This is a genomic window from Kitasatospora sp. NPDC088346, assembly GCF_044740765.1.
In the GTDB taxonomy this organism is placed as follows: Bacteria; Actinomycetota; Actinomycetes; order Streptomycetales; family Streptomycetaceae; genus Kitasatospora.
This window is the reverse complement of sequence record NZ_JBIURH010000028.1, coordinates 30,959-42,614: the sequence shown is the minus strand read 5'-3', so window position 1 is coordinate 42,614 and position 11,656 is coordinate 30,959. Positions and strand designations below refer to the sequence as shown.

The window sequence follows — 11,656 nt, the reverse complement described above, 5'->3', positions numbered from 1 at the left end:
GCCGTGCCATGCCTCGTACCGCTCACCCAACCGAGCGGCTCATTGCTTTCCGTAGCCCGAACGTAACGCCCCATCGGCCATCCGGGGGAGCATGACTCCGGAAACGCCACCTTTCGCCACCCCTGCGGGTGAACAAACGGCGGACCTCAGGCGGTTCACTGGTAGCCCGCCCGGCGTGACACCGGCACATGCCAGTCCCGCCCGGGGACGCTCCACCCGCCGCCGCCCGCGGCCAACTCCCGCGAGAGGACGGTGCGTTGCCGGCCCCGGAGACCACGGAGGCACCCGTGCAGCAACGACGATCCGGCATCCGGCGAGCCGCTGCAAGGCGGCTCCTCGCCCGCGCCGCCCGAATTGGTGCACGGCGTCCGCTGCGCGCCGCCGGCGCACCACGCGCACCACACCCGACACTTGACGCATGGTCACGTTCCCGTAACCACCGGCAACCCGATCCTGTTGGGGGAGGCATGGACAACCTGTTCGGCGATCTCCGGCTGGGCACCCTGTGGTCGACACCGCGGGCCGCCCGCCGCACCCGCGCCACCTCGCTCCAGGCGGCCACCGAGTACACCGGCCGCCTCGGCTGGACGGTCTCGGTCGGCGCCACCGCACCCGGCCGCGCCCCCGGCGACGCCCCGTGCGAGTGCGCCGCGCCGTACTGCGCCGCCCCGGGCCTGCACCACGAGGTCGGCCCCGAGCTGTCCGCCGGCACCCCCGCCCAGGAGCTGGCCGGCCGCTGCGCGGCGGGCGCCCCGCTGCTGCTGCCGGCCGGCCGCCACTTCGACGTCCTGGACGTCCCGGCCCAGGCCGGTCTGCAGGCCCTGGTGCGGCTGGAGCGGATGGGCACCCAGGTCGGCCCGGTCCTGGCCGTCCCGACCGGCCGGCTGCTGTTCTTCGTCACCCCCGGCACCGCCCGGCAGCTGCCCGAGCTGCTGTACCGGATGGGCTGGGACGACGCCGCCCTCGACCTGGCCTGCCACGGCGCCGGCAGCTACGTCGCGGCCCCGCCGACCGTGCTCGCCGGGCTCGGCGCGGTGCGCTGGCTCCGCCGGCCCTGCCGGGAGAGCGCGGCCTGTCCGCCGGAGGCCCGGCTGCTGCTCGGCACCCTCGCGTACGCCTGCCACCGCAGCCGCGCCCGCACCGCCGAGCCGGCCTGGCTGGCCTGCTGACCGCACCGGCCGCCGGGCGCCCGAGCTCGGCACGGCCGTACGCCGAAGGGCCGTCCCCCGCGGGGGACGGCCCTTCGAGCGGGAACGCCCGCGGCTCAGTCGCCGATCAGCGCGTCCACGAACGCGGCCGGCTCGAACGGCGCCAGGTCGTCCGCGCCCTCGCCGAGCCCGATCAGCTTGACCGGCACGCCCAGCTCGCGCTGGACCGAGATCACGATGCCGCCCTTGGCGGTGCCGTCCAGCTTGGTCAGCACGATGCCGGTGATGTCGACCACCTCGGCGAAGACCCGGGCCTGGACCAGCCCGTTCTGACCGGTGGTGGCGTCCAGCACGAGCAGCACCTCGTCGACCGGGCCGTGCTTCTCCACCACCCGCTTGACCTTGCCGAGCTCGTCCATCAGACCGGTCTTGGTGTGCAGCCGGCCCGCCGTGTCGATCAGCACGGTGTCCGCGCCCTCGGCGATGCCCTCCTTGACCGCGTCGAAGGCCACCGAGGCGGGGTCGCCGCCCTCCGGACCGCGGACGGTGTGCGCGCCGACCCGCTCGCCCCAGGTCTGCAGCTGGTCGGCGGCGGCGGCCCGGAAGGTGTCGGCCGCGCCGAGCACCACCGAGCGGCCGTCGGCGACCAGGACCCGACCGAGCTTGCCGGAGGTGGTGGTCTTGCCGACGCCGTTGACGCCGACCACCAGCACGACCGCGGGGCGGCCGTCCTCGTGCCTGGCGGTCTTCAGCGAACGGTCCGCGTCGGTGCCGATCAGCCCGGTCAGCTCCTCGGCCAGCAGCGTGCGCAGCTCGGCCGGGGTGCGGGTGCCGAGCACCTTGACCCGGGTGCGCAGGCTGTCCACGAGCTCCTGGGTGGCCGCCACGCCGACGTCGGCGATGAGCAGGGTCTCCTCGATCTCCTCCCAGGTGTCCTCGTCCAGCCGGTCCCGGGAGAGCAGCGTCAGCAGCCCCTTGCCCAGGGTGTTCTGCGAGCGGGAGAGCCGGGAGCGCAGCCGGACCAGCCGGCCCGCGGTGGGCTCGGGGACCTCGACGGCGGGCGGGGCGACGGCCTCCTCGACCGGCACCTCCTCCACCGGGGCCTCGACCGGGGCCGGCCCGGCCGGAGCCTCGGCGCCCTCGACCGGAGCCTGCGCCGGCGGTGCCTCGGCGGTCGCCTCCTCGGCGGCCTCCGGGGCCTTGGGCGGAGCGGTGACGACGGGGGTCCCGGCCCGCGGGGGCAGTTGCTTGCGTCGTCTGCCGGTGACGACGAGACCCGCGATCGCGCCGACGGCGACCACGGCGATGACTACGGCAAGGATCACGTATTCCATAACCCCCCCAGTATCCGCGACACCCCTGCCGCGGGGAACGGTGACATTCGCGGCCTGTGTCACCTTCCGCCCGTCTGCCGCAGCCGGTGCGGCGCAGGGGCGGGGTCAGTCCGTGCCGACCGCAGCCTCCGGCCGCCGCGGCGGCGCGGGCCGTCGGCGGTGCTCCTCGCGCAGCCGCTGGCTGATCACCTGGGAGATGCCGTCGCCCTTCATGGTCACGCCGTAGAGCGCGTCGGCCGACTCCATGGTCAGCTTCTGGTGGGTGATCACGATCAGCTGGGAGCTCTCCCGCAGCTCCTCCATGATCGAGACCAGCCGGCGCAGGTTGGTCTCGTCCAGCGCCGCCTCCACCTCGTCCATCACGTAGAACGGGCTGGGCCGCGCCTTGAAGATGGCGACCAGCAGCGCCACCGCTGTCAGGGAGCGCTCGCCGCCCGACAGCAGGGACAGCCGCTTCACCTTCTTGCCCGGCGGCCGGGCCTCCACCTCGACGCCGGTGGTCAGCATCGAGTCCGGGTCGGTCAGCACCAGCCGCCCCTCACCGCCGGGGAACAGCCGCGAGAACACGCCCTCGAACTGCGCCGCGGTGTCGTGGTACGCCGCCGTGAAGAGCTGCTCCACCCGCACGTCCACGTCCCGCACGATGTCCATCAGGTCGCGCCGGCTCCTGCGCAGGTCGTCCAGCTGCTCCCCCAGGAAGCGGTGCCGCTCCTCCAGCGCCGCGAACTCCTCCAGCGCCAGCGGGTTCACCTTGCCCAGCTGCTGGTGGGCCCGCTCGGCCGCCCTCAGCCGCTTCTCCTGCTCGGCCCGGACGTACCCGACGGGCTCGCCCGGCTCCTCGCCCTCCTCGGGGAGCGGCGGCGGGACGAGGGTGTCCGGGCCGTACGAGGCGAGCAGTTCGCCGCCCTCGATGCCGAACTCCTCCAGCGCCCTGGCCTCCAACTGCTCGATCCGCAGCCGCTTCTCGGCGCGCAGCACCTCGTCCCGGTGGCCGGCGTCGACCAGCCGGTCCAGCTCGGCCTTGAGCTCCCGGCCAGCCTCGCGCCCGGTCCGCAGCTCGCTCTCGCGGGCGGCCCTGGCCTGCTCGGCCGCGGCGCGTTCGGCCTCGGCGAGCGCGAGCGAGCGTTCCAGGTGGCCGAGCAGCTGCCGAGAGCCGGCCGCGACGGCGGTGGCCACGGCCTCCTCGTGCCGGGCCCGCTCGCGGAGCTCGGCCGCCCGGACCCGGGAGGCGCGCTCGGCCCGGGCCGCCCGGTCCAGCTGGTCGGCCCGGCCGGCCAGCGCCCGGCCCCGCTCCTCGTGGGTGCGCACGGACAGCCTGCTCTCCATCTCGGCCTGCCGGGCCGCCACCCCGGCGTCGACCAGCCGGTCCCGCTCGGCGGGGTCCGGTTCCTGCTCGCCGCTCTCGGCGAACTCCTCGGCGGTGGCGAGCCGTTCGGCCAGTTCCCGGGCCGCTGCCTGGGCCTCGGCCAGGCCCTGTTCGGCCCGGGCCGCCGCGCCGGCCAGCCGCTCCGCCTCGCCCTCGGCCGCCCTGGCCTGACCGCCCAGGCGCCCCAGCGAACCGGCCAGCTGGGCCCGTTCACGCTCGGCCAGGCGCCGCCGGGCGGTCAGCTCCTCCAGCTCCGCCGCGCTCCGGCGCCGGCTCTCGGCGGCCTCCTCGCGCGCGGCCGCCGCCGCCGCGTGGCGCCGCTCCGCCTCCTCGATCAGCCGGGCGGTCTCCGCCACCGCCGCCTGCGTCTCCAGCTGGCTCGGCGCACCGGCCGAACCGCCCTGGGCGAAACCGGCCGACAGCAGGTCGCCGTCGGCGGTCACCGCCGTCAACTCCGGTCGCGCGGCGACCAGTCGGCGGGCCTGGTCGAGGTCCGCCACCAGGACGGTGTGCTCCAGCAGCACCGCGGCCGCGGCCAGCAGGCCGGCCGGTCCGCCGAGCAGGTCGACCGCCCGGCGCGCACCCGGCGGCAGGGCCGGCGGCTCCCCCGCCGTCGGGGACCGGGCGATCAGCAGCGCGGCCCGGCCGGCCTCCTCGGCGCGCAGCCGGCCGAGCGCCTCGGCGGCCGCCGCCACCCCGTCCACCGCGACGGCGTCCGCCGCCGCACCCAGCGCGGCCGCGAGGGCGACCTCGTACCCCGGTTCGGTGACCAGCAGTTCGGCGACCGGGCCGAGCACGCCGGCCGCGGCACCCCGGTCGAGCAGTGCGCCGCTGCCGTCCTTGCGCCGCAGGCCCATGGCCAGGGCCTCGTGGCGCGCGGTCAGGGCGGCGCGCTCGCGCTCGGCGGCGCCCAGTTCCTCCCGCGCGACGGACAGCCTCCGCTCGGCCCCGGCGAGGGCCTCCCGGGCCTGCCGGTCGGCGGCCTCGGCCCGCTCGTCGCCGGCCTCCACGTGATCGGCCTGCTCGCGCAGCAGCTCGTACTCCTGCCGGGCGGCCTCGGCCCGTAGCACCGCCTCGTCCCTGGCCTCGGTCAGCCGGCCGATCTCGGCCTCGGCGCCGGCCGCCTTCGAGCGGGCGGCCGCCGCCTGCCCCTGGAGCCGGGCCAGCCCCTCGCGGCGGTCGGCGATGGCCCGGGCGGCGGCCTTCAGCCGGTGCTCCTCCTCGGTGAGGGAGCGCTCCAGCGCGGCCCGTTCCTCGACGGCCTCGGCCAGCGCGTCGTGCGCCTCCTCCAGGGCCCGGGCGAGCGCCTCCTCCTCCGCGCGGATCCGCCGGGCCTCGCGTTCCAGCTCCTCGGGGTCGCGGCCGGGCCGTTCCTGGGCCTGCCCGCTGCCCTGTGCGTGTCGGATCCGCGCCTCGGCCAGGCCGACGGTCCCCCTGGTCCGCTCCGTCAGTGAGGAGAGCCGGTACCAGGTCTGTCGGGCGGCCTCCAGCTGCGGGCCGAGCTGTTCGACCTGGGCCTCCAGGACGGCCTCGCGCTGCTGGGCGGCGGCCAGTTCCTGCTCGACGGTGGAGCGGCGCAGTCTCAGGGCGAGGTCGTCGGCGATCTCGACCTCGACGGCCCGCCGCAGGGTGAGCAGGTCGTCGGCGAGCAGGCGCAGCCGGGCGTCGCGCAGTTCGGCCTGGATCCCGGCGGCCCGGCGGGCGATCCTGGCCTGCCGGCCGAGCGGGCCGAGCTGGCGGCGCAGTTCGGCGACGAGGTCCTGGACGCGGTTGAGGTTGCCCTGCATCGCGTCCAGCTTCCGCAGCGCCTTCTCCTTGCGCTTGCGGTGCTTGAGGACGCCGGCCGCCTCCTCGATGAAGGCGCGCCGGCCCATCGGGTCGGCGTGCAGCACCGAGTCCAGTTGGCCCTGGCCGACGATCACGTGCATCTCGCGGCCGATGCCGGAGTCGGAGAGCAGTTCCTGGATGTCCAGCAGCCGGCAGGTGGAGCCGTTCAGTGCGTACTCGCTGCCGCCGTTGCGGAACATCGTCCGGGTGATCGTCACCTCGGAGTACTCGATCGGCAGGGCGCCGTCGGTGTTGTCGATCGTCAGGCTGACCTCGGCCCGGCCGAGCGGGGCGCGCCCGCTCGTCCCGGCGAAGATGACGTCCTCCATCTTGCCGCCGCGCAGCGACTTGGCGCCCTGCTCGCCCATCACCCAGGAGAGCGCGTCGACGACGTTGGACTTGCCGGAGCCGTTCGGCCCGACCACGCAGGTGATCCCCGGCTCGAAGCGCAGGGTGGTGACCGAGGCGAAGGACTTGAATCCGCGGAGCGTCAGACTCTTCAGGTGCACCCGCGTGCCCTCCTGACCTCGGCGTTCCGGCTCTGCTGGCGACTGTATCCGGCAGCGCGGACGGCGAGTGGTCAGGAGGCGGTTTGGCCACGCCGCGGTTGGGCACCTTTACCGAAAAAGACCGCATGCGACTGATGGCCGGACACGACGAAGGGACGTCACCAGGACGTCCCTTGCAGGCTGCATCCCTGATCGGGAAGCTCAGTGCACAACAGCGTCGATCTGCGAGGATTGGGCGGGATCAGGTGAGCGCGGGCTCCCGGTGATCCAGCTCGATGCTGCTGAGCAGCGAGTGCTCGTCAGCGACAGCAATCAGTGCGTCGTTCTCCGTCTGGAGCCGGCTGAGCTCGGCCTCCAGATCCTGGACGCGCTGCTGGAGCCGTCGCATCTCGGAGAGCATTCGCGGGTCGGGGCCGCCGACGTACCCGAGAAGCGCCTTTGCCATGATGTATGGTCCTCCACGCTGAGTGACCGAACCGGGAGCGGTACTGGTCTAGGGGGAAGGGAACACGCACCCGACGACGCGACCGGCTGTGCTGGCTGGGCACCCCGGGACAACCGCAGTGAGCTGGGCCCACGGCGGATCGACCCGACCGGGAAAACGTGGACGTGTGCGCGGGTTTCCAGAGTCTCACCAAAGACGGTACGGGTCAACACGATCACCGCACGCTACCGCGCCCCTGTCACCTGCACGGCGGAACGTCACGCCGCGGGGCGGGGGCGGGCCCACCGACGGGCCCGAGCCCCGTGGATCACTGCACGGAGCGGAGTCAACCACGAGTCTGCCCGGATGGCAACCGCATGACACCGGCAGTTGCCCCGAGCGGGGGATCCGCCCCCGGAGTCAGCGGATGGCGAAGCCGTCGTAGCCGCCGCCGGTCGCACTCCAGATCTCGGTCACGCCGCTGACCTGGCCGGGAGTGCCCGGCCCGCGCAGCAGCGCGAGCAGTTCCTCGCACTCGGCGTGCAGGCCCTCGGCCACCACCTGCACCCGGCCGTCGGACAGGTTGCTGGTGTAGCCGGTGAGGCCGATCTCCAGCGCACGGGCCCTGGTCCACCAGCGGAACCCGACCTCCTGGACCTTCCCGCGCACCCACGCGGTGACCCGGACCGGCTGCTGACTGTGGTGACCGTGCATGCGACGACCCTATCCGCCGGGCCGGAGGGCTCAGAAGCCGCCGAAGTCGCCGCCGCCCCCACCGCCGAAGTCCCCGCCACCGCCGCCCGAGTCGCCGAAGCCGCCGAAGTCGGAGGGGTTGAAGTCCCCGCCCGAGTAGTCGCCGGCCTCGACCCCGCTGCCGCCGTCGAACCCGTCGGAGGCGGCCCAGGCCGTCCCGGGGGACATCATCGAGCCCAGCATGGTGCCGACCAGCAGGCCCGGCAGGACGCCGGAGCCGAAGTACCCGCCCGCCCAGGGGCTGTAAGGCCGGGCCCGCGTTCCAGTACGGCTGGTCGCCGTGGTCGGTGCGGACGGTGCGGATGTCCGGGTCCAGGCCGTCCGCCAGCCGGGCCGCGTCCGCGGCGCAGACCGGGACGGAGCGCGCCGCGCCGCCCGCGGGGGCCCAGTCGGCGTCCTCGACCGAGGGGCCGTGCCGGGGGTCGAAGAAGCACGGCACCCGGCGCTCGGGCAGGGCCCGGTGCTCGCGCCGGGCGGCCAGCGTGGCCAGCGCGAAGCGCCCGTCGGCGAGGGCCTCGGTGACCGGGCGGACGTCATCGGGCCGCGCGGCCGCGTCCATGGTCCGCTTGGCCCGCTCGTAGGCGTCCAGGGCGTGGGTGTAGTCGGCGCGCTGGACGTCGTCGGCGTCCGCGGCGCCGGGGCTGAACTCCAGCCGGTCCAGCTCCTCGCCGAAGGCGGTGATGTCCTCGTCCACGACCGTCCGCAGCTGGGCCAGCTCGGCCTGCTCGCGGGCCAGCCGGCGCCGCTTGGAGCGGCGCAGCAGCAGGAAGGTGCCGGCGCCGGCCAGGCCGAGCAGGGCGATCGGCACGACGATCGCGGCGGTGCTGATCCCGCCGGAGTCGACGCCGTGGCCCCTGGTCTGGTTCGCGGCCTGGGCGACGAAGTCGTCGAGGGTGCCGGCGATGTCGCCGGGGTGCGAGCGGGCGGCCGCGCCGGCGATCCGGTCTGCGGTGCCGGGGGCCAGCGCCTGGCGGTCGGCGAAGGCCTTGAACTGGTCGCCGCGCCAGATCGCGTAGACGCCGACGATGCCGACCTCGGTCCGCAGGTCCTGGGCGACCGTCGCGGCCGGGTAGTCGGCACTGGCCGGGACGACCGCGACGAAGACCGGCTTGTCGGCCCGCTCGATCCGCTGGGTGAGCGCGGCCGCCTGGGCCTCGGAGAACCGGCCGGTCATCGCCGGGTCGACGTAGACCCGGCCCTGCTTGAGGGCGCTCGCCGCCTGGTCGACCCCGGAGGCGGCCGAGGCGGTGGCGGCCGGACCGGCGAGGGCCAGGAGCAGCCCGAGCAGCCCGAGCAGCGCCGCCAACAGGGCGGCGGGTGCGGTGCCCGGGATCCGGCGGGTGATGGTTCTCATGGGACCGACGGTACTCGGCGGGGAGGGGGGTGTGCCGATACCTCAGGTCGACCCGTCCCCCGCCGACCGGCCGGTCTTCCGGGCCGGGTAGATCATCTGCCGCCCGGACCAGGCATAGTGGTGCCTGCCCTCCCGGCGCCCGGCCCGTCGCCGAGCGTCGCGCCCCGGCCCACCGCCGACCCCTTCCGCCCCGGCCGACTCCGGCGCCCACGGCCCGTGCCGGCGCCCACGGCCCGCCCCTGATCGGAGCACCTGGTGATCATCGGACTCGTCACTGCCGTGGCGGCCTCCGTCTGCTACGGCACCGGATCCGTCCTGCAGGCCGTCGGCACCCGGCGGTCGGCGCGCGAGGAGGTGGCCGCCCGGGGCGCCGGGGCCGGTGCGACCGAGCACGGCGGGCCGAGCCTGTCCTCGACCGCGAAGGCGGCGGTGACCTGGGAGTTCATCGTCGGCACCGTGCTCGACCTGATCGGCTTCGGGCTCGGTGCACTGGCGGCCCGGCTGCTGCCGCTGTTCCTCTCGCAGACCATCATCAGCGCCAACCTGGTGATCACCGCCCTGCTCAGCATCAAGCTGCTCGGGCTGCGGCTCAAGCAGTTGGAGTGGATCTCGATCGCCGTGCTGTGCGGGGCGCTGGTGATGCTGGCCGCCGCCGCCGGGCCGGAGGGCGGCCACCACGCGGCGATGTCCTTCCACTGGGGGCTGCTGATCGGCTCGGTGGTGCTGATCGCCGGCGGCAGCCTGATCGTGCGGCGGCTGGGCCGCAGCGGGGCGATCGTGGCGGGCCTGCTCTCCGGGCTCGGCTTCGGTGCGCTGGGCGTCGGCGTGCGGATCCTGAACGGCGTCGAGCCGTTCGACCTGGCGCAGCTGCTCGCCGACCCGGCGCTGTACGCGATCCTGGTCGGCGGCATCGGCGGGATGTACCTGCACACGGTGGCCCTGCAGGTGGGGTCGGTGAACGGGGCGACGGCGGCCCTGGTGGTCGGCGAGACGGTGGTGCCCGGGGTGGTCGGCGTGGTGTGGCTGGGCGACACCTCGCGGGAGGGCCTCGGCTGGCTCGCCGTGTTCGGTTTCGTGCTCGCGGTGGTGAGCGCGGTGGGGGTGGCCTACTTCGGCCAGAGCGAGGCCGAGGAGCACGGCGCGCAGCCGAAGCTCCCCGAGCGGGCCGGGCGCTGAGCGGGCCGGACGCCGTACCGGCCGGGCGCCGTGCCGTGCGGACGCCGTGCGGGCGCCGAACGGGCCGGGGCCCGGATCTAGCGGGGCCGCGGGACGCGCTGGCAGCGCGGGCAGAAGTAGCTGGAGCGGTTCATCCAGGCGGCCCGGCGGATCGCGGTGCCGCAGCGGCGGCAGGGCTCGCCCTCCCGCCCGTAGGCGTCCAGCTCGCGGGAGAAGTACCCGCTCTCGCCGTTCACGTTGACGTAGAGGCTGTCGAAGCTGGTGCCGCCGACGGCCAGTGCCGCGCCCATGACGTCCCGGGCGTGGCCGAGCAGCCGGGCGGCCTGCGGGCGGGTCAGGGTGGCGGTCGGCCGGTCGTAGTGCAGCGAGGAGCGCCAGAGCGACTCGTCGGCGTAGATGTTGCCGACGCCGCTGATCAGGGTCTGGTCCAGCAGGGCCCGCTTGACCGTGGTGCGTCGGGCCCGCAGCGCGGTGATGAACGCGGCGTCGTCGAAGCGCGGGTCGAGCGGGTCGCGGGCGATGTGCGCGATGGAGACCGGGGTGTGCTCGGGGTCCTCGGGCTCGGACTCCTCGACGGCCAGGCCGCCGAAGGTCCGCTGGTCGACGAAGCGCAGTTCGCGACCGAGGTCGGTGAAGCGCAGCCGGACCCGCAGGTGGGTCTCGTCGGGCACCGAGGGGTCCTGGACGAGCAGCTGGCCGCTCATCCCGAGGTGGCCGATCATGGACTGGCCCTCCCCCAGCGGTACCCAGAGGTACTTGCCGCGGCGCCGGGCCTCGCCGAGGGTGCTGCCGGTGAGCCGGGCGGTGAACTCGCCGGCGCCGCCGGGCTGGCGGCGCACGGCGCGCGGGTGCAGGACCTCGACCTCGGCGACGGTGCGGCCGGCGGCCCAGCGGGCCAGGCCGCGGCGGACCACCTCGACCTCGGGAAGTTCAGGCACGTCGGGCCCCCCGGCCTGGTCAGGCGGCGCCGGGGCGGTCGTCGGCGTACTTGGCCTTGATGGCCCGCCAGGCGCTCTCCGCGGCCTTCTGCTCGGCTTCCTTCTTCGAGCGGCCGGTGCCGTGCCCGAAGTCCTCGCCGGCCACGCGGGCGGCGGCGGTGAAGGTCTTCTCGTGGTCCGGACCGGACTCGGCGACCACGTACTCCGGCACTCCGATGCCCACCGAGGCGGTGAGCTCCTGGAGGCTGGTCTTCCAGTCCAGGCCGGCGCCGAGCTGCGCGGATTCCGCGATCAACGGGTCGAACAGCCGGTGGACGAACACGGTGGCGGCGTCCAGGCCCCGGTCCAGGTAGACGGCGCCGATCACGGCCTCGACGGTGTCGGCGAGGATCGAGGACTTGTCGCGTCCTCCGGTCCCCTCCTCACCCTTGCCGAGCCGGATGAAGGCACCGAGGTCCAGGCCGCGGCCGACCTCGGCGAGCGCGCGGGAGTTGACCACCGCGGCGCGGAGTTTGGCGAGCGTGCCCTCGGCGACCTCCGGGTGGAGGCGGTAGAGGGTGTCGGTCACCACCAGGCCCAGCACCGAGTCGCCGAGGAACTCCAGGCGCTCGTTGGTGGGCAGCCCGCCGTTCTCGTACGCGTACGAGCGGTGAGTGAGGGCACGTACCAGAAGGGCGCGCTCGAGCGTGTACCCGAGGCGCCCTTCCAGGACGTCGTATTCGGTCGAGGCCGGCCCACTGCCCCTGGTCCCGTTGGAAGAGTCCTTCACGCTGGGAGCCTGCTTACGGGGGGAGTTGCTCTCCGACATCGATCCGTGCACCCTGCCG

Annotated in this window: 8 protein-coding genes and 1 pseudogene; 2 read left to right on the top strand and 7 right to left on the bottom strand. The window is 74.9% G+C overall.

Translation table 11 applies throughout. The features are described 5' to 3' along the window. The first annotated feature begins 467 nt into the window (after positions 1 to 467). Positions 468 to 1,169, top strand: a complete 702-nt coding sequence (locus tag ACIOFR_RS28445; protein WP_401002069.1) for a bifunctional DNA primase/polymerase — start codon at positions 468 to 470, stop codon at positions 1,167 to 1,169. A 95-nt stretch (positions 1,170 to 1,264) separates the two neighbouring features. Here the strand turns inward: ACIOFR_RS28445 and ftsY are convergent, their stop codons facing one another. The 5 genes and pseudogenes from ftsY to ACIOFR_RS28420 all read right to left on the bottom strand — a co-directional run bounded on the left by ftsY (position 1,265) and on the right by ACIOFR_RS28420 (position 8,715). Next, a complete protein-coding gene (gene ftsY, locus ACIOFR_RS28440) occupies positions 1,265 to 2,482 on the bottom strand; it encodes a signal recognition particle-docking protein FtsY (protein ID WP_401002068.1) in 1,218 nt (405 codons plus the stop codon). 105 nt (positions 2,483 to 2,587) lie between these two features. Further along, a complete protein-coding gene (smc, locus tag ACIOFR_RS28435) occupies positions 2,588 to 6,184 on the bottom strand; it encodes a chromosome segregation protein SMC (RefSeq protein WP_401002067.1) in 3,597 nt (1,198 codons plus the stop codon). A 241-nt stretch (positions 6,185 to 6,425) separates the two neighbouring features. Further along, positions 6,426 to 6,629: a hypothetical protein gene (locus ACIOFR_RS28430; protein WP_401002065.1), complete on the bottom strand. Its 204-nt coding sequence runs from the start codon at positions 6,627 to 6,629 to the stop codon at positions 6,426 to 6,428. 399 nt (positions 6,630 to 7,028) lie between these two features. After that, positions 7,029 to 7,322 (bottom strand): acylphosphatase, encoded by a 294-nt coding sequence (locus ACIOFR_RS28425; protein ID WP_401002063.1) that lies wholly within the window; start codon positions 7,320 to 7,322, stop codon positions 7,029 to 7,031. Between the two features lie 30 nt (positions 7,323 to 7,352). Continuing rightward, positions 7,353 to 8,715, bottom strand: a pseudogene (locus ACIOFR_RS28420) (hypothetical protein). A 255-nt stretch (positions 8,716 to 8,970) separates the two neighbouring features. Between ACIOFR_RS28420 and ACIOFR_RS28415 the strand changes: the two are divergent. After that, the gene (locus ACIOFR_RS28415; protein WP_401002062.1) at positions 8,971 to 9,891 is read left to right on the top strand and encodes a hypothetical protein; all 921 of its coding nucleotides are present in this window, start codon (positions 8,971 to 8,973) and stop codon (positions 9,889 to 9,891) included. Positions 9,892 to 9,968: 77 nt separating this feature from the next. Here ACIOFR_RS28415 and mutM read toward each other — a convergent pair whose 3' ends face one another. Then, positions 9,969 to 10,829: a bifunctional DNA-formamidopyrimidine glycosylase/DNA-(apurinic or apyrimidinic site) lyase gene (gene mutM / locus ACIOFR_RS28410; RefSeq protein WP_401002060.1), complete on the bottom strand. Its 861-nt coding sequence runs from the start codon at positions 10,827 to 10,829 to the stop codon at positions 9,969 to 9,971. A gap of 19 nt (positions 10,830 to 10,848) precedes the next feature. Beyond that, complete coding sequence (gene rnc, locus ACIOFR_RS28405) at positions 10,849 to 11,637, bottom strand: ribonuclease III (protein ID WP_401002058.1); 789 nt, start codon at positions 11,635 to 11,637, stop codon at positions 10,849 to 10,851. Positions 11,638 to 11,656 lie beyond the last annotated feature (19 nt).